At 50.3% G+C, this 18,638-nt stretch carries 12 protein-coding genes and 1 riboswitch; of the genes, 6 read left to right on the top strand and 6 right to left on the bottom strand.

The genetic code is table 11. The features are described from left to right. Window positions 1-277: 277 nt before the first annotated feature. Window positions 278-1,363 (top strand): MGH1-like glycoside hydrolase domain-containing protein, encoded by a 1,086-nt coding sequence (locus B147_RS0105670; RefSeq protein ID WP_211216917.1) that lies wholly within the window; start codon window positions 278-280, stop codon window positions 1,361-1,363. Window positions 1,364-1,381: 18 nt separating this feature from the next. After that, window positions 1,382-3,370: an FAD-containing oxidoreductase gene (locus B147_RS0105675; protein WP_020586265.1), complete on the top strand. Its 1,989-nt coding sequence runs from the start codon at window positions 1,382-1,384 to the stop codon at window positions 3,368-3,370. Window positions 3,371-3,438: 68 nt separating this feature from the next. Here the strand turns inward: B147_RS0105675 and B147_RS0105680 are convergent, their stop codons facing one another. The 3 genes from B147_RS0105680 to B147_RS0105690 all read right to left on the bottom strand — a co-directional run bounded on the left by B147_RS0105680 (window position 3,439) and on the right by B147_RS0105690 (window position 4,941). Then, on the bottom strand, window positions 3,439-3,663 hold the full coding sequence (locus tag B147_RS0105680; protein WP_157237795.1) for a hypothetical protein: 225 nt from the start codon (window positions 3,661-3,663) through the stop codon (window positions 3,439-3,441). A gap of 78 nt (window positions 3,664-3,741) precedes the next feature. Continuing rightward, complete coding sequence (locus tag B147_RS0105685; protein ID WP_020586267.1) at window positions 3,742-4,107, bottom strand: cupredoxin domain-containing protein; 366 nt, start codon at window positions 4,105-4,107, stop codon at window positions 3,742-3,744. 84 nt (window positions 4,108-4,191) lie between these two features. Further along, window positions 4,192-4,941, bottom strand: a complete 750-nt coding sequence (locus tag B147_RS0105690) for a cysteine hydrolase family protein (RefSeq protein WP_020586268.1) — start codon at window positions 4,939-4,941, stop codon at window positions 4,192-4,194. 319 nt (window positions 4,942-5,260) lie between these two features. Here B147_RS0105690 and B147_RS0105695 point away from each other — a divergent pair, with 319 nt between their 5' ends. The 3 genes from B147_RS0105695 (at window position 5,261) to thiD (ending at window position 8,759) form a co-directional block, all read left to right on the top strand. Next, window positions 5,261-6,886: a sigma-54-dependent Fis family transcriptional regulator gene (locus B147_RS0105695; protein ID WP_020586269.1), complete on the top strand. Its 1,626-nt coding sequence runs from the start codon at window positions 5,261-5,263 to the stop codon at window positions 6,884-6,886. A gap of 216 nt (window positions 6,887-7,102) precedes the next feature. Continuing rightward, on the top strand, window positions 7,103-7,567 hold the full coding sequence (locus B147_RS0105700) for a VOC family protein (protein ID WP_020586270.1): 465 nt from the start codon (window positions 7,103-7,105) through the stop codon (window positions 7,565-7,567). Window positions 7,568-7,696: 129 nt separating this feature from the next. Then, window positions 7,697-7,811, top strand: a riboswitch (TPP riboswitch). 132 nt (window positions 7,812-7,943) lie between these two features. Continuing rightward, complete coding sequence (thiD, locus tag B147_RS0105710) at window positions 7,944-8,759, top strand: bifunctional hydroxymethylpyrimidine kinase/phosphomethylpyrimidine kinase (RefSeq protein WP_020586272.1); 816 nt, start codon at window positions 7,944-7,946, stop codon at window positions 8,757-8,759. Window positions 8,760-8,800: 41 nt separating this feature from the next. Here the strand turns inward: thiD and B147_RS0105715 are convergent, their stop codons facing one another. After that, complete coding sequence (locus B147_RS0105715) at window positions 8,801-9,448, bottom strand: TetR/AcrR family transcriptional regulator (protein ID WP_020586273.1); 648 nt, start codon at window positions 9,446-9,448, stop codon at window positions 8,801-8,803. Between the two features lie 184 nt (window positions 9,449-9,632). On the opposite strand from B147_RS0105715, the gene B147_RS0105720 reads away from it, so the two are divergent. After that, on the top strand, window positions 9,633-13,880 hold the full coding sequence (locus tag B147_RS0105720; RefSeq protein ID WP_020586274.1) for an acyl-CoA dehydratase activase-related protein: 4,248 nt from the start codon (window positions 9,633-9,635) through the stop codon (window positions 13,878-13,880). Window positions 13,881-13,921: 41 nt separating this feature from the next. Here B147_RS0105720 and B147_RS0105725 read toward each other — a convergent pair whose 3' ends face one another. Next, complete coding sequence (locus tag B147_RS0105725) at window positions 13,922-16,507, bottom strand: tetratricopeptide repeat protein (protein ID WP_020586275.1); 2,586 nt, start codon at window positions 16,505-16,507, stop codon at window positions 13,922-13,924. Window positions 16,508-16,586: 79 nt separating this feature from the next. After that, a complete protein-coding gene (locus B147_RS0105730) occupies window positions 16,587-18,461 on the bottom strand; it encodes a peptidase U32 family protein (RefSeq protein WP_020586276.1) in 1,875 nt (624 codons plus the stop codon). Between the last annotated feature and the right edge of the window lie 177 nt (window positions 18,462-18,638).

Consider the following 18,638-nt stretch of genomic DNA (forward strand, 5'->3'; position numbering starts at 1 on the left):
ACGTGAATGCCGAGTTTACGGACATACCCTGTAATGGATAGAGGACTTTACCTTGTTGTGCAGGCTCGTCCCGGTATGTGCGCCTCACACCCGATTTCTGTTCGTCACCCCGTACTTTTGTGGTGCCCTGCCTCGGCAGGACGGCTTCCTTCAGAAGTGCCGTCACCGGTACCCCCTTGCCATACCACTACACCCTTCGCCTCCATCAGGCTGGGTCTAAGACTTGCCAAATGTATTGGAATTCTATACATTTGACTCACTTTTAAGAACATGTGCCGTGCCCGGCACACACAACGTGTTCCAGGGCGGCTTTCTGGGCCTGGACAATATCAGTGTGTTTGACCGCAGTGCCCCGCTGCCCACCGGCGGCCACATTGATCAGTCCGACGGGACTTCCTGGATGGGCTTTTACTGCTTGATCATGTTGAAGATTGCCCTGGAACTGGCCGGGGACAACCCGGTTTATCAGGACACCGCAAGCAAATTCTTTGAGCACTTTTTGCGGATCGCCCATGCCATGACGGACGCGTGCCACGGCGGACACAGCCTGTGGGACGAGGCGGACGGATTCTTTTACGATGTTCTGCACCTGCCGGATGGGGGGTATGCCAGATTAAAAGTCCGATCTCTGGTCGGCTTGATGCCGCTGCTGGTGGTGGAAACCCTGGAGTCCGATCTGGTAAACCGCATGCCGGACTTTAAACGGCGTCTGAACTGGTTCTATGAAAACCGGCTTTATCTGAGGGACAGCGGCGATGTGTCCTGTGTCAAAGCCGAAGGCGAGCATGCCCGTCGGCTTCTGTCGGTGGTCAATCGCGAGCGGCTGATCCGGACCCTGAAACCGATGCTGGATGAAAACGAATTTTTATCCCCGTTCGGTATTCGTTCGGTATCGAAATTTCACCAGACAACACCCTATTTTTTAAAAGTGAACGGCCGGGCCCACACCATCACCTACCAGCCGGCCGAGTCTGAAAACGGTCTGTTTGGGGGCAATTCCAATTGGCGCGGTCCGATCTGGTTTCCCATCAATTTCCTGTTGATCGAATCCCTGCAAAAATACGATCATTACTATGCAGATAGATTGAAAGTGGAATGCCCCACCGGATCCGGGCAAATGATGACCCTTGGTGAGGTGGCCACTGAATTGTCCCGGCGTCTGATCAACCTGTTTTTACCTAACGGCGACGGCGGGCGCCCCATCTACGGGGGGCAGCGGATTTTTCAGGATGATGCCCACTGGCAAAATCTCGTGCAGTTCCACGAGTACTTCCATGGTGACAACGGGGCCGGACTGGGCGCCTCCCATCAGACCGGTTGGACCGGGCTTGTGGCCAAACTTATCCAGCAATCCGGAGGATGAGAAAATAAGGAGACAGCGATGAAAACAGAAAATAACGACGAATTAAAGGCCCGCTTCGACGATAAAAGCCTTGATGACCTCACCGCGCGGATCAAAGGGCTGTTCGACGTCCGGGACCGCACCTATGGTTTTCCGTCAAAGATATACCCGAAGTGTTTTGTGGGCAGTGAAGCGGTCGCCCAGCTCGTAGAGGCGGGCATTGCGCTTGACGCCGAAAACGCCGTGCATATCGGCAATATGCTGCTGGATGCAGGGGTGTTTCATCATGTACTGGACGAACACTCTTTCAAAAACGAGAAATTGTTTTACCGGTTCGTTGCAGATGAAGACCACGGCACTGTGGGACGTAAGCCCGATGGCAGTGCGGTCAGCTGGACCGACTTTTTGGCTCCGCTGACGAGCCTGCAGGACCGGTCGATGACCCTTCAGCCGGATATTCCTGAGCGTGATCCGGATCTTGCGTCCTTTGAGCAGGTCGATCTTAACGCCTGCGGCGTGTCGCCGCTCGACAGCTATAATATCCGCATGCTGGACTTGCTCCACCCCAAGGTGTGGGTCGATCCAAAACCCAAGTCCTCGTATAACCTGGTGGTGATCGGTGCCGGCGCCGGGGGACTGGTTTCCGCGGCGGGTGCGGCAGGTGTCGGGGCGCGGGTCGCGTTGATTGAGTCGCACCTGTTGGGGGGCGACTGCCTGACGGTGGGCTGCGTGCCGTCCAAGGCATTGCTGCGCTGCGCCAAGGCGGCGGCAGCCGTTCGCAAGGCTTCCGAATTCGGCGTAAACATCAGCGGCGAGGTCTCGGTGGACTTTGGTGCCGTTATGGAACGGCTGCGCCGGCTGCGGGCAGACATTGCACCGGTCGATTCGGCCCAGCGTTACACCGAAAAGCTCGGCGTGGATGTTTTCATGGGCAAAGGCCGCTTCACCGGCAGGAACACGATCAATGTCAACGGTCAGACCCTCAAATTCACCAAAGCGGTGGTAGCCACGGGAGGCACGGCGGCCGTTCCCCCGATCCCGGGCCTGAAGCAGGCGCCCTATCTGACCAATGCATCGGTTTTTAATCTGACGGAATTGCCGGAACGCATGGGCATCATCGGTGCCGGTCCCATCGGTATGGAAATGGCCCAGGCATTCCAGCGCCTTGGATCCCAGGTAACGGTTCTATCGCGCGGCGGCAAGATCCTGCCCAGGGAGGATCCGGAGGCTGCCAGGGTTGTGGAGACTGCGCTGGAAAAGGACGGGGTGGCCTTTGCCTATCATCTCACGTTCAAAAGGGTTGACAGCAAAGGGGGTACCCCCCCGGTGATCGTGGTGGTGGAAGATCCTCATGGAGAACGATCTCTGGAGTTTGATGCGCTTCTGGTCGCAACCGGCCGCAAGCCGAACATTGCCGGCCTCGGACTGGAAGCGGCCGGCATTGAGTATGACGATCGCATGGGCGTTACCGTCAGCGACCGGCTGCAAACGACCAACCCGGATGTGTATGCCGTGGGTGATGTGGCCGGCAAGTACCAGTTTACGCACATGTCGGACTTCGGGGCCCGCCTTGTGATCCGCAACGCCCTTTTTTACGGCCGTGACAGGTTCTCCGATCTGCTCATTCCATGGGCAACCTACACGGATCCCGAAGTCGCCCATGTCGGGCTCTACGAGAAAGACCTGGAAAAACGCGGGATTGAATACACCACCATCAGTCGGGCTTTTGACGATGTGGACCGGGCCATCGTTGATGGGGAGACCGAAGGATTTGTAAAGATTCACGTCAAAAAAGGCAAGGATCAGATCCTTGGGGCAACGATTGTCGGCAGCCATGCCGGCAACATGATCAGCGAGGTCAGTGTGGCGATGCAGGCCGGCATGGGGCTGGGCAAACTGGCCAGCGTCATCCACCCCTATCCGACGGCGGCCGAGGCCATCCGCCAATGCGGCGATGCCTACAACCGCTCGCGACTGACACCGACGGTGAAAAGCATTTTCAACCGTCTCATGGCCTTCAAACGCTGAGACGGAATCTAAAAATGACCTGCCGCCGGTAAGACGGCGGTTTGGGCAGGTTTATTGACCTCCATATTTTAGGTTACCTCTTCAAGAACACCAACACGCTTTTGCACCGCTATTTCTCCCTCATGAAGAGGAGAGCCTGCTGTTTTGCGTTCCATAAAATTTACCCCGCTGTCATTCAAGGGTGGATGTTTCCCAAAAAAAAACTGATCGCCACACCTTGGCATTTTATGCTCCGCATACGTGCGGAGCGTTCCGGATTGCTTTTCTCGTAATTTGACCTGTATTTTTTTCAATGGTCGTTTCATGGTCATTGGGAATTGAATCATGGGCCGGCATGGCGAACCACGAAACCGGCCCATGAAGTTTTTCTATCATTTAACACGCAGCGGGTACGGTGGTGTGGGAATAATAGGGCAGAAATAAGAATAATTACCTTTTTTCAAATTGAGCGTAAAACTGTCTTCCTCACCATCTCTAAGCAGAATGACCTTCATACTTGTCTTATCTGTCGTGACATTATTCTGTCCCTCGTTAAAGACGAACCCGGCATCTTTGCCCGACATGTTTTTCACGATGAATTTGTATTTTCCTGCCGGAATATCAAAAACATTTCCCCAGGTTTCAAAATAACCCGGCCGTTCAACGATCTTAATGGTTTTAGTTGCATCTGCCGCTGCAGATGTGGACATGAGCCAGAGACTGCTGAATGCAATCATAAGAGTTAATAGTTTTTTCATGACATCCTCCAAAGTTATTTAATTTTCATTGGGTCTTATAATTCCGGAACCGGATTCTTTCCGGATCCTTGCGGCCAGCATGTGCTATGCGCTGCGCCGCGTTTCTTGCATATCAAGGCCTTTAATTATTTCAACGGCCTTTTTTGTAGACCAGACCGCATTGGCTATCATGCGGAAATTGATCAGGGCGGCAAGATAGCCGTCTCCTTCCGGGATGATGGCCCCTGCAGTGGCATCCTTGACCACAGCCACTTCGAAGCCGGCCTCAAGCAAGGCCCGCATATGGCTTTCCACACAAAGATTCGCAGACATCCCGGCCAGGATCACCTGGTCAATATGTTGTTTGCGCAGCTGCAGGACAAGGTCGTTCTGTTCCGGTCCATATACCTTGTGGGGTGAAGTAACAATGGTCTTTCCATCGTTTATGTATGGCTTGTACTGTTCGACAAAGTCGGCGCCGGACTTATTTAAACCGCTTACATCCAGTGGTCCGGGACGATCGAACATACCGATAGCGTGCATCACTTTTTCCAAGGCACCCTCAAATTTCCACTTGTGATCATGGGGAAAGTAGTAATGCGGCGAGATGAAGACCGGCAAAGACGTTTCTTTTGCGGCCTTGAACAGGTCCCCAAGATGCTGCACAACATTGTGTTCCGTCACGGACTCCCCGACAACTTCCCATGCTACACCGGTTTCATGCAAAAAATCGTTCTGCGGGTCAATGACGACCAACGCGGATCTATGGGGATCAAGCACCATATCGCCTGGCGGCAGGCCTGGGTTTTCAGGCTCGGAATAAGCAGGATTCTTGATATATTCTTGATCAGACATCTTTACCTCCTTGTTTTTTAAGAAAGTCCGGGTAACTTACTCAGATCTTTCAAGCTTTGTTGTGGGCTATGTCTGGCAGTTGTTATGTCAGGTCGGCCCATGGCCGTTATTTCAAGTGTGTTCCTCAAACGCATTCGGTTTTGCTTTTCTGCGTTTGGATATCTATTATTTCAAAGAATGTGCCAGGTGATTAAATTTATGTTAACTATATATTTTTATTACATATTTTTGATATGTATACACATAGTCAAGGGCCACAAAAAATTGTGATTCACAAAATTTTGTGGTTAAATAACGAAATTTTATATAGTCTGTGGTTATGAATTCTGATTACACGCCAGAGTACGAATCATTAAAAGCCCTTCTCCTTGAGATGGCCAGTGAACATGCTGTCGCCCCTCTTTTGAAACTGATCGTCCGACAGCTTGCTCAACGTCCTCATGTCGCCCTGGCCCGGATCTGGCTGATCCGGAAAGGAGGGTGCCCCTGTCCAAACAAAGAACAGATCTGTGATGGTAACGAAAAATGCCTTCATCTGATGGCAAGCCAGGGCAATTCCCTGGTTGACAGGGATGCTGACTGGTCCCGCCTTGATGGAGATTTCAGCCGGTTTCCCCTCGGCCATCGTAAAGTCGGATGGATTGCCGCCAATGGAAAAGCTGTGGAAGTGCAGGATGTAAAAAAAGAATCAGGATGGCTTGCCAGACCTGACTGGGCCCGCGAAGAAGAGATACTCGGATTCGGAGGACAACCGCTGATCCACAAAAATGAGGTCCTGGGCGTTTTGGCAGTCTTTACACGTATTCAGTTAACGCACGAAGAACTGGTCTGGATGCGGATGATTGCAAACCATGCGGCCGCCTCAATCGTCAATGCACAGGCTTTTGAAAAAATCCAGCGCTTGCAGGAGCAGCTTGCTTTAGAATGTTCATATTTACATGACGAGGTAAAAGAAGCGCGCGCTTTTGGTGACATCGTGGGAGAAAGCGATGCCATGAAAAACGTTATGAAACAAGTTGACCTCGTGGCCCCCACAGATGCAAGCGTCCTTATCCTGGGAGAAAGCGGAACAGGCAAAGAACTCGTTGCCCGGGAGATCCACAAACGAAGCTTGCGAAGCAAGTATCCTCTGATAAAAGTAAATTGTGCTTCCATCAGCAGGGAATTGTATGAAAGTGAATTTTTCGGTCATGTCAAAGGTGCTTTCAGCGGTGCGATCAAAGACAGAGCCGGGAGATTTGAAGCGGCCAATGACGGCACACTTTTTCTTGATGAAGTTGGAGAAATCCCGCTTGATCTGCAGAGTAAATTATTACGGGTGCTTCAGGAAGGCCAGTACGAACGGGTCGGAGAAGAAGTTACGCGACAGGTCGATGTTCGTATCATCGCTGCGACCAATCAGAATCTAAAGAAAGCAGCAGAAAGGGGCCGCTTCCGTCAGGACCTTTATTATCGCCTGAATGTTTTTCCTATAGAGGTCCCTCCGCTTAAGGTACGAAAAGTTGATATACCGCTCCTTGCTGAGCATTTTTTAGGATTAATCAAAAAAAGGAGCAATCGAAAACTGCCACGTTTGTCTGCACCCAATTTCAGGCAGCTTCAAAATTACGATTGGCCGGGAAATGTCCGTGAACTGCAAAATGTTATTGAACGCGCTGTAATACTAATACAAGGAAATTCATATCATTTTGAACTTAAGGACGAGGAAAGAATCCCTGGTTACTCAGGTAAAAGGACCATTGTCCCGGATACATCGTCTGATGAATATGAGGTTTTACCGGAATCTGAAATGAAACAGCGAGAAAGGCAAAATATTATCGCCGCACTGGAAAAAAGTGATTGGAAAATATATGGAAACAGCGGTGCCGCTGATCTTCTGGGCCTCAAGCCAACGACACTCTCTGCCAGAATGAAAAAGATGAATATTAAAAAATCGCCCACTTAACACATAAACAATAGAAATTTTTTTGAATGAATATCACCGCACTCGATTGAGATTTTCAAAGTTGTGATTCTCTTGATCTCAAATATTTGAGATAACCTAGAAAAATAAACGATCTCATGCGTTTTCAAAAAATCAATACCGGCGTTGACACCTCTCCATTAAGTAATTAATTTATGCCAAGTTAGTCTCTTAATAACAAGTTTAGGAGATACGACAATGAGCACACAACGAAAACGTCTTGGAGAAATCGTTCTAAGAAGTGAGAATTACAGAAAAATGGTGGGATTCTACCGTGAAGTAATCGGGCTGGAATTATTTGCATCCTTCGGCAGCGCAAATTTTTTTAAAATTGATGACGACGTTGAAGGGCATCCACAGTTACTGGCGATATTTGACAAAACGCACGAGTACAGCGGGCCGAAAAATATGCAGAAAAACATAGCAGATTCAGGTTCCGGCACATTACATCATTTTGCTTTTGTGCTGGATAAAGCTGCATTTACCAAGGAGCGTAGCAGGCTGGAAAATATTGGCATCACAGTTCAGTCCGGTGAACATCCACCATTTGGATGGCGGTCTATTTATCTGTACGATCCTGATGGTAATTCCGTGGAACTAGTTTGCTATGATGAGACGCTCTTTGATCCGATCTTGAACCAAAAGGTCCAGCCAACAATTTAATTTTAAAATTTGGATTGATAAACAGATAAACTACAGACAAGATACAGGCGATTGTCCTGTTTTTTTGTTAGTTTCATGGTTTGACACAGTACAGACGCAGTGCTACAGTCTTTTTCAACTGCATAGTCAATGGAAGGCTGGGGGCGCCGAAGGCATTCGGCTGAGAGAAAACAGATAACCCCTGTTTTGACCCTTGGAACCTGATCCGGATCATACCGGCGAAGGGAAGCTTTTTTCCTTCTCTCTCCTCCATCCCCCTGCGGCATTGCCTAACAACGAGCCTGGTAACAAATTGTGCTTGAGGTCCTGGGTCTGAGCAAATCATTTGGTTTGCAGGCCGCTTTTATAAATTTCAATCAAAGGTACTTTAAAACTTATGAAAACATACTATCGCGCATTAACCATCGCAGGTTCGGACAGCGGCGGCGGGGCCGGAGTTCAGGCAGACTTGAAAACCTTCAGTGCTTTAGGGGTATTCGGCATGTCCGCCATCACGGCACTCACGGCCCAGAACACCCATTCGGTCACCGGTATTTTCCCTGTACCCCCGGCATTCATCGGGGAACAGATTGATGCCGTGATGTCGGATATCGGCACCAATGCCGTGAAAATCGGCATGCTGCACTCCCCTGAGGTCATTGAAACAGTGGCAAAAAAACTCAAACAATGGCAATGCCCCAATGTGGTGCTGGACCCGGTGATGATCTCAAAATCCGGTGACAAGCTGCTCAGGGAAGATGCCGTGGCCGCACTGACAAATCACCTGTTGCCCCTGGCCACGGTGATTACCCCGAACCTGCCCGAGGCCTCGGTGCTTTTGGGCAGAACCGTCGATACCCCGGATAAAATGGAAGATGCTGCCGTGGCCCTGGCAGATCTTGGCGCAGCCAATGTGCTGGTCAAAGGAGGTCATCTGGCGTCTGGACCGGGCATTGATCTGCTCTATGAAGCCGCATCCGGACAGACAACCCGCTATACGGCAGACCGGGTGGACACAAAAAACAGCCACGGTACGGGGTGCACCCTGTCATCAGCCATTGCCGCCGGCCTTGCCCGGGGACTTGATCTGAAAACAGCCGTGGCCGAGGCAAAAACCTATATCACCGAGGCATTAAAAGCCGGTGCCGATATCCAAACCGGCTCGGGACATGGACCGGTCCACCATTTTCATGCGATGTGGAAGAGGGGGTGACATGCGCTATAGAAAATAGAAAAAGGTGTGACAGGGCTGTATCACTTGTGGTTAAAGTAATCGTCCCTGACAGCATCCAGCCCGGCCAGGCAGAAACGGATATGATGGCCGATAAGTGCCTTGTTGCTGTCCGTTTTCAATATTCCTTCAATGGGGGTTTTTATACCGCTGCCCGATACCAGAAGCATCAGGCAGGGGCTCATGATATTCATTAAACATCTTTGTATGGCAAAGTCATCCTCCGGTATTCCCGTAATCTGGTGGATTATTTTCTGAAAATACTGTTTCTTTGGCAGGATAACAGTTTGAAAAATAGTTTTGACGTTTTTAGACGGTGCAAACAGTTCCCGCACAAAAATTTGCGCCTGCCATCCCGGTTCTTCCATCAGTGTTGTCATGAGCTGTTCAAGGATGCGGGCAAGTTTTTCCCGGGGGGCCATTGGGCTTTCATCCAGTGCCGCAAGCTGGGTAATATCTATAAAATGCCTGTGCCCTTCGGCCATTACCACCTGGTACAGTCCGTCACGTCCCCCGAAATGATAGTTGATAGTGGCAAGGTCAACGCCTGCTTTTTCTGCAATAGCCCTGTTTGTTGTATGGGCGAAGCCTTGTTGCGCAATCAAGGTCCCCGCTGCTTCAAGAAGCCGATCCCGGGTGGCCTCCCCATCCCTGCGCCGCTTTTTACTCATAAAATTAAGCCGTTATCCTATAAAGGTTAAGATTCCCTTGAATTTAGTTTAAAATCATTTTAAACTAAATTCATTTTAAACTAAATAGATAATCTAAGAATTAAAGTAAAAATGAGAAACAAGGGTTCAAAATTTTAAAGCAAACACCCTGAATCGGGATTGAGATTAACGGCTGGAACTACAGATGAGTTCACTGAAAATATACAGAGCCGGACTGGATATCGGCTCAACAACCGCCAAAATTGTTTTACTGGATGATGCCGGCGCGCTTGTCTTTTCAGAGTATCAACGGCACCACGCCCAAGTATATAAAACCGCACTGGCATTTTTCCACCGGATTGAAGGCCTGTTTCCGGATGTCCGCCTTGACCTGAAACTTACGGGCTCAGTGGCCCTGGGAACGGCAAATAAAACAGGCCTTCCTTTTGTACAGGAGGTCATTGCCGCCCATACCCTTGTTAAGGCAAAATACCCGCAAGTGCAAACTGCCGTGGATATCGGCGGGGAAGACACCAAAATCATTTTTTTTGAGCCGGGCCGGCCCCCGGATATCCGGATGAACGGGAGCTGTGCCGGGGGAACAGGCTCATTTATCGATCAGATGGCCACGCTTCTGGATATCACACCCTCCCGGCTCAATGACCTGGCAGCCGGGTTTGACCATATCTATCCTGTGGCCTCAAGGTGCGGCGTATTTGCAAAAACAGATGTCCAGAACATGTTCAGCCGAAATATTCCGCACACGGATATTGCGGCTTCCATTTTTCATGCCGTGGCCATTCAATGCATCAATGCCCTGGCCAGGGGACGGGAGATCCGCCCTGAAATTTTGCTGTGCGGCGGGGTGTTCACCTACCTTCCCGAGCTGGTCAATGTATTTTTGCGGGTGCTCAATATTTCCAGGGATCAGATGGTGATGCCGGACCATGCCCAGCTGGTACCGGCCCAGGGAGCGGCCCTGTTTGACAAATGTCCGGCAAAACCAAAGCGGATCAGGGAGTTGATTTCCCTGCTGGAAATGCATCAAAATGAGACCGAAGGGAGCAAAGACCGCATTGCCCCCCTGTTTGACAGCCAAGTGCATTTCAAGGAATGGAAAAAAACTGTCGGCATTGCCCACGTCCCCATGTGCCCGCTTTCCGAATACCAGGGTGACATCTGTTTTCTGGGTGTGGACTCAGGTTCCACAACCACCAAAATCGTGGTGATTGGCGAACAAAGGCAAGTGCTGTTCTCCTGGTATGAGAACAATAGCGGCAACCCGGTAAAAACGGTAATTAAAGGACTTTTCATGTTCAGGGACGCGGTGGCATCCTTTCACCCGGACCTGAAAATTGCACGCACAGCCGTCACAGGGTATGGCGAAGATTTGATCCGGGCAGCCCTGAACATGGACCAGGGAATTGTGGAAACCCTGGCCCATTACACCGCGGCCCGGTTTGTGGACCCGGATGTCTCCTTTATCCTTGATATCGGGGGCCAGGACATGAAGGCCATTTTTATGGACAACGGGGCCATCAGCCGCATTGAAGTCAATGAAGCCTGCTCTTCTGGTTGCGGCTCTTTTCTGGAAACCCTAGCCGGGTCCCTTGATTACGATATTGAAACATTTGCCTGTCTGGCCTGCCGGGCATCTGCACCCTGTGACCTGGGCACCCGGTGCACGGTGTTCATGAATTCAAAAATCAAGCAGTCTTTGCGGGAAAATGCCCGCGTGTCCGACATCAGTGCCGGGCTTTCCTATTCGGTGATTAAAAATTGCCTGTTTAAAGTGCTCAAGCTTAAAACCATGGCTGAAATCGGCGACCACATTGTCCTTCAGGGCGGGACATTTAAAAATTTGTCCATTGTCCGGGCCATGGAACAGATGACGGGCAAAAAGGTGCTGACCACACAGATTCCGGAACTGATGGGGGCGTTTGGTACGGCCTTAACTGCCCGGCAGGCCTATGAAGCACAGAACAAACCGGAAACGGCTTTCCCCGGACTTGCCGGTTTGGAACAGGCAGGCCGTTATACCACCCGGCAGACGAATTGCAAAGGGTGTGAAAATGCCTGCCGGATCACCCGGTTTGACTTTTCCAACGGGAAAACATTTTTTGCCGGGAATAAATGTGAAAAGCATTTCTCCGCTGAAGGAGAAACCCGGCGCACAGGCTTTGATTTTGCCGTTTATAAAACCAATGCCATGTTCAACAGGGCGCTTACCCCCCACAAAACACCGCGGTTGACCCTGGGAATTCCCAGGGTGCTTAATATGTACGACAACTTTGTATTCTGGCATGCGCTATTCACGGCCTGCGGCATCAATATCTGCCTGTCCGGTGCCTCCACCATGAAAATGAGTGAAAAAGGGCTGGGAACGGTGATGTCGGATAATATCTGCTTTCCGGCCAAGCTGGTGCACGGGCATATCCGGGATCTGGCAGACCAGCAGGTGGACCGGATTTTCTTTCCCATGGTGGTGTACGAAAAAAAACAATTTCCCGGGGAGACGAATACCTATAACTGTCCAATCGTTACCAGCTACCCGGACGTGATTGAAAGTGCCGTATCCCCCCTCGAACGGTTCGGCATCCCCTTTGACCGGCCCGTGGTGGCGTTCAATGATGTGGGCCTGCTTGAACAAGCCTGTTCCCGGTATCTGCAAAGCTTAGGCGTTCAAAAAAAAGCGGTTCGTCCGGCATTTAAAAAGGCTTGCCGGGCCTGGGATGAATTCAATGCACAGATACAAAAAAAAGCGGCAGAAATTATTGAAACATCCCAAAGGGAAGAATCTTTGCTCATTGTCCTGGCCGGCCGGCCCTACCACCTGGACAGCCTGGTCAACCACAAGCTTCCTGAAATTTTAACCCGGCTGGGTGCAGATATCATCACAGAGGATGCCCTGCCAAAGGATCCGGCAGCACTGACTGATGCCCAGGTGGTAACCCAGTGGTCCTATCCCAACCGAATTTACAATGCAGCCCAATGGGTGGCAGGACAGCCCCGGCACATTCAGATGGTCCAGCTCAATTCCTTTGGCTGCGGCCCGGATGCGGTTGTGGCTGACGAAGCCCGGGAAATCTTAAAAACCGGCCATAAAAACCATACCTTAATCAAGGTGGATGAAATTTCAAATCCCGGCTCCATCCGGCTGCGGCTGCGGTCCATGGTGGAGTTTCTGGGAAAAGTGCCCCGGCGTGGGAAAGAAGTGCGGCTTAACCGTACCCCCTTTGTCCGGTTCGGACATTCAGACCGGCACCGGACCATCTGGGCCCCGTTTTTTTCAGAGGATTATGCCCCTTATCTGCCTGGACTTTTTAAAAACATGGGGTATGAGATGAAGCTGCTTCCGCCGCCGGACCGCGAATCTGTGGACTTGGGCCTAAGATATGCCAACAACGACATCTGCTATCCCGGAACGATTGTGGTCGGTGATGTGATCAAAGCGTTGCAGAAAGAGCATTACCGGTCTGACCAAATTGCCATTGGAATTACCCAGACCGGGGGCCAGTGCCGGGCCTCCAATTACTTAAGCTTGATTCGAAAGGCCATGATCGGGGCTGGTTTCGAAGATATCCCCATTATTTCCGTGGTCATGGCCGGTGAGACCCTGGTGGACCAGCCGGGGTTCAAAGTCAACTGGCTGAGACGGCTTAGGCCGCTTTGCATGGGCATCATGGCCATTGACTGCCTGGCCCACATGTATTATGCCACAGCCCCGCGGGAAAAGCCCCCCGGCCAAAGCCTCAAGACCAGATTTTATTACATGAAGCAGTTGAACAAAATCTCGGTTTTAAACAGCAATAAGCTGGTCGCCCTGCTGAAAAAGGCAGTCCATGATTTTAATCAAATTCCGGTTGTCCAAAAGGAGATCCCCCAAATGGGCATAGTGGGGGAAATTTATGCCAAATACAATTATTTCGGCAACCAGGGGCTTGCAAACTGGCTGATCAGCCAAGGCATTGAGCCGGTTCTGCCGCCGCTTATTAATTACTTTATCCAGGACCTTGTCAACTACAAGGAAAATATCCGGCTCGGCCTTCGCCGCAGGAATGCAGCGGATATACTGGGAATCCCCATTGAAAAGATGATCATGGCCGGCCTCCGGCAAATCCAAAAAATATTTTCACAATTCAGGTTTGCCACGCCCTTTGAGGATATCCGGGACATTGCCGGGTATGCGTCCAAAATTTTGACCATGTCCAACCAGTTTGGAGAAGGGTGGCTGATTCCAGGCGAAATCGCCGGGCTGGCCCGCCGGAAAATCAATCATGTAATCAGCGTACAGCCGTTCGGCTGTATTGCAAACCACATCATTTCAAAAGGGGTGGAGACCCGCATTAAAAAAGACTATCCGGATATGAATCTGTTCCATCTGGATTTTGACGCCGGCATGAGTGAAGCCAATGTCAGAAACCGGCTTCATTTTATGATCGAACATCTTTAGAAGCTTGTTTGGTTGCAACGCAAAAGCCAGGTATGCACGCGCTACAATTTCTTGTACAAAGCCCGGCGGAATGCCGGAGACCCTTTATATCCCAGATCTGCAGCGGTGTTTAAATGCTGTTCTGCCAACGAAAACTGTTCAAGTGCATAGTGGGCAAGCGCCTTGTTATAATGGCAAAGTGCGAAGTTGGGATTAAGGGTTAATGCCTGGCTATACGCATCAATGGCCTGGTCATACCGCTTTTCCTGATAATAGGTGTAGCCCAGGGAATTGAAAAGAGAGTCATGGTTCCCATCAATTGTTATCCCCTTCTTGAATATGCCGATGGCCTCTTCACGTTTGCCGTCCCGGGCAAGGCTGACCCCCAGCATTTCATATGCCGGGACCAAACCGGGGTTTAACTCAATGGTTTTCTTAAAGTTCTTAATGGCCTTTGCATGATCTTTACCCATAAACTGCCGGGCCAGATAATAATATCCAATATAATGATCGGGAAACTGCCCGGCCATTTCCTCCATGGTGCGGATTGCTTTGTCCGTTTGGCCGGTTTGGTTAAAACAGGCGGCTAAATATTGGAACCGGTCGATATCTCCCGGGTCAATTGCAATGGCTTTTTGCAAATATGAAATGGCTTTCGGGCACTCTTTCATCCGGGCATAGCAAGTCCCCACCCATCCCAAGACCTGTGCATCGTCCGGTTTTTTTTCCAGCAGCAGGGTAAACGCATCAAGGGCGGATTGAAACGCATCATTTTTATAATAAGCCAGCCCCATATTGAACATATATATATCTTTGGGGTTCAGCTTATATGCCTTTTGCCATGCATTTACAGCCTGATCAAAACGGCCAACCGCGAAGTACCCGTCTCCTATCATTCCATAAACTTGGGAATGCCCCGGAGCCTCTTTCCGGGCGCGCCGGAAACACTTTTCAGCGGCATCGGGATTCCCGGCTTTCAAAAGCGCATTGCCCTGCTCGCAAAGTGACAAGGCGCATGTCTCAAACACACGGTCCTTTTTAAACTGCGCAAGCCGGGATTGGCACACCGGGCAGAGATTGTCTGATTTGGCATCGTGCTCCTGGAGGGAATGGGGATACGCCCTGGCACAAAAGGGTGTGTTGCACCTTGGAATCCCCAACATGAAGTTGGCGGTGGACAGGGCTTGTTTCAAAAGCCGTTTAACCAGGCGGGGACGATTGTCCCCTTCATTATTATGTGCGGCTAAAAATCCATCATAGGAGATAACGCCATAGGCCCACTCAGCGTTTCCGTAAAGGAAATTGCATGTGGGGCAATACAGCCCTTTGGATGTCACACCCAGGTATCCTTTAACCTTATTATTTTCCCCAAAGGGAACAGCCAGTCTTAAACGCTCAATCAAACTTCCTGCCAGGTATTGCTCCATATCTTCCCTAAGGAGCAACGCTTCATAATATGTTTCCCTGTATTTTTTCCCGTTCTCCCCCAGGAAAGAAAAGTATTTCCATATATAACGGCTTTGCCCTTCCGAAGATGCCAGTTCCTCGTCTGTGGCATCAAGATTGTCAAGTATGGCCTGGTGCTGGGTTTGAGAAAGCGACTTGCGAATCTCTTCACAGACGTTTTTCAGAAAAGGTTCCGATGCCTTGCGGTCACAGGGACCGGGATCAATATTATGGTTTGAAAGTGTAATGTTAAGTCCTATTTTTTCCTGCAACAGCACCCGCAATTCATAAAGCAGCTGCATGTTCACATCGCCCATGGGAACCATTACGATCTCAATATCCGTTTGGACAGGGGCGGGCTCCGGCAGCGGCGGCACCTGAAACCCGGAATCCTTTAAAAACTGTCTGGCCTGGTCTATGAGTTTTTCATCTTCTGTAAAATTATAGACCTGCAAGGCTTTTTCCTGTGCTTTCGCCCCATCTCCGTTTTTTGCCAAAAGCGTTGCCAGTTTAAACTGGCTGGACAGATCCGTGGCATCCGCCTCAAGGATTTTTTCAAGCATGCGGATAAGATCCGCGTCGGAACCGGAGGCTTCATAAATTTTTGCCAGCGTCTTCAGTTTTTTAATATTTTTTCGTATTGCAATTGTATCCCCGGTGGCCAGTAAATCCGCCACTTCCTTTTCAAGGGCCGCGGTATCAGCGGGTTCATTGTCATCCTCCGCTGGCTCGCCGGATACCGGCGGCAGGTCCTCAAAAACAGGAGAATTGACCCGGAAACCGGTTATATACCATTTTTCATTATCCATAACGCAGGAGATATGGATCACGGCCGGCCCGTTCTCATACTCGGCTGAGGCCTGGTAAGTACCGGTTATTGTTTTATCGCTGCCCGAGGTCCTGGTGATCGCGACCTGTCCTGTAATATCGTTGATCTGCTGAAGGGCTCCCAGCTTTTTATAAAGAAAAAAGATCTGATTCACGGTTTGAAGCTTAAACTCTTCCCGGACGCCGGGATAGACTGATGCCATAAGAAGACCTTGTTTCCAACCGGTTGTAATCCGGGTAACTTCACTTTCAACGTACTTTTTAGCATCCTCGTTCAGTTGATCCAGATTATCTGTACATGAAAACAGAATAACGGCAGTCAATAAAGTTAGAAACAACTTTGAGAACCTAAGATAAGGACAAACGCATCCCATTTTAACACCTCCTTTAAAAGTTCGTCAAAACATACAAATATAACCAGCAGTGGTCAAGTCAGATTTTAATCAGAACGAACTATGAGATAAGGGAGAGGGTGTGGATCTGCATCTCACATTCCCGGCAGTTAAAGGTCACCTGGAAACGGTGTTTGCCATGGGTCAGAAACAACGGCCCGGCAGAAGGGTACGGGCAATTGCCTCTGTTTTGCCCTGCCTTTCCGGGGCACCACCCAAGGCTGCGGCGGATACAGTGTTTTGTGGTCATCACAGGGGTCCCCGGCTCTGGCACGGCACATTCAAAGGCAGGCGCAATGGATTGTACGCCCCTTTTTTTATAAAATTGAACCGCCGGATGATTGGCAGCATTGGCCCGAAAATCAAGGCCGGCCTGGTAAAAAGGAACCGGGGCCGGCCTGGGCCCGGCAGTCGGCCGTGCATAGGCCTTTAACCGGTTCTTCTCCAGGCAGTCCACCATGTCCCGGCGCAAACGGTTCAGGTCAGCGGCAGGCAGGAACACCGGCTTTGAAAGAATTTCAAGGCGGTTCAACTCAAAACAGGTATTGCCCAGCTTGGCCAACTGCTTTTCAATGGCTGCCCTGGCCGTGTCCGGATTGCGGGCAGGTTCCCCCGGGACACGAAGCAGGACCCGGGCATGGACATTGTCCTCATCCACACAGGAGAGTTCAATCCCTTCAGGATGCTTACGAAACGTCATATCCAGGGATATCTTTCTTTGGGCGGTCATGCCTGCCATCAAACGTGCAAACCTTAAATCATGATTCCTGAATACCATGGTGCCTTTAGGCAGATCATTTTTATGAATCCGTGTTTTTCCGGACGGGAACACCTGTTCGTTTTCATCCACCCGGTTCACATAAAACCCTTTGAGCCGTCCCGGAGCCTTTGGAAAACAGACCCCGTCTCCGGCCCGCAGATCATGGGGACGATCCAGAACCAGGGCCTGATTTTTAATTTGTTTCACCTGTCCAATGGGTTCTCCCACTGATTTTGGCGTATCAAAGGCGTCAATCGAGCCGGTTGACGCATCGGGTGACCCGGAAAGAAAATAATCGGTAAATCCCCGGTTAAACGTTTTGCAGGGCTCGGGTGTGAAAAAAAACCTTGTACGGCCCGAGGATGTGCGGGCATGTGAGGAACCGGCCTTTATCAAGGCATCAAGCCGTTGGCGGTAAAATCCCGTGATATTTTTCACATAATCTAAACTTTTAAGCCGTCCTTCGATCTTAAAAGAGGTTATTCCGGCCCGAACCAGATCCCCTAAAAAATCAGAACGGTTCATATCCTTTAAAGAGAGCAGATGCCTGTTTTCACAAAGCACTGTGCCGCCTTTATCCTCAAGGTTCCAGGCAAGCCGGCAGGGCTGGCCGCAGGCGCCGCGGTTGGCACTTCTGCCGCCAATGGCCGCACTCATATAACATTGCCCGGAATAGCACACGCACAATGCCCCGTGGACAAAGGCTTCAAGATCCACGCTTGTGGCGGTTCTGATCTGTTTAATCGCAGATAAAGACAGCTCCCGGGCAAGAATCACACGGGAGAATCCGGACTGTTCAAGGAATCTGACCTTTTCCGGGGTCCGGTTATCGGTCTGGGTGCTGGCAAATAAGGGGATGGGGGGCAAATCCATCTCTAAAAGCCCCATATCCTGGATGATCAGGGCATCCACCCCGGCATTGTAAAGCTGTTCTATCAAACGACGAGCCGGTTCAAGTTCATCATCAAAAAGCAGGGTGTTGAAGGCCACATATACCCGGGCGAAATATCGATGGGCATGGGTGCACAGCGCTTCAATCTCTGCCACACTGTTACCGGCTGCAGCCCTTGCACCAAACCGTTCGGGACCGATATACACGGCATCGGCTCCGTGATCAACGGCCGCCTTGCCAAATTCCATATTTTTCGCCGGTGCCAAAAGTTCCAGGCCGGGCATAATAACTCCTTATTTAAAAACCCATCCGAAATTAGGATTTCACCTAATTTCCGGACAGACACTGTTTGTTTTTCCAACTGGTTCAAGAACCATTTAATACGCATTATTGTCAATCTTTTCTTCCTAAAAGTGCGCCAAAACATAAAAAACTGCATCCGATTCAATAAAAACAATTGA

This window comes from Desulfobacter curvatus DSM 3379 (genome assembly GCF_000373985.1).
Taxonomy (GTDB): domain Bacteria; phylum Desulfobacterota; class Desulfobacteria; order Desulfobacterales; family Desulfobacteraceae; genus Desulfobacter; species Desulfobacter curvatus.

Excerpts from the sequence above, each read along its gene's own strand:
- B147_RS0105675 (WP_020586265.1), top strand. The coding sequence starts at position 1,382 with ATGAAAACAGAAAATAACGACGAATTAAAGGCCCGCTTCGACGATAAA.
- B147_RS0105685 (WP_020586267.1), bottom strand. The coding sequence starts at position 4,107 with ATGAAAAAACTATTAACTCTTATGATTGCATTCAGCAGTCTCTGGCTC.
- B147_RS0105690 (WP_020586268.1), bottom strand. The coding sequence starts at position 4,941 with ATGTCTGATCAAGAATATATCAAGAATCCTGCTTATTCCGAGCCTGAA.
- B147_RS0105695 (WP_020586269.1), top strand. The coding sequence starts at position 5,261 with ATGAATTCTGATTACACGCCAGAGTACGAATCATTAAAAGCCCTTCTC.
- B147_RS0105700 (WP_020586270.1), top strand. The coding sequence starts at position 7,103 with ATGAGCACACAACGAAAACGTCTTGGAGAAATCGTTCTAAGAAGTGAG.
- thiD (WP_020586272.1), top strand. The coding sequence starts at position 7,944 with ATGAAAACATACTATCGCGCATTAACCATCGCAGGTTCGGACAGCGGC.
- B147_RS0105715 (WP_020586273.1), bottom strand. The coding sequence starts at position 9,448 with ATGAGTAAAAAGCGGCGCAGGGATGGGGAGGCCACCCGGGATCGGCTT.
- B147_RS0105720 (WP_020586274.1), top strand. The coding sequence starts at position 9,633 with ATGAGTTCACTGAAAATATACAGAGCCGGACTGGATATCGGCTCAACA.
- B147_RS0105725 (WP_020586275.1), bottom strand. The coding sequence starts at position 16,507 with ATGGGATGCGTTTGTCCTTATCTTAGGTTCTCAAAGTTGTTTCTAACT.
- B147_RS0105730 (WP_020586276.1), bottom strand. The coding sequence starts at position 18,461 with ATGCCCGGCCTGGAACTTTTGGCACCGGCGAAAAATATGGAATTTGGC.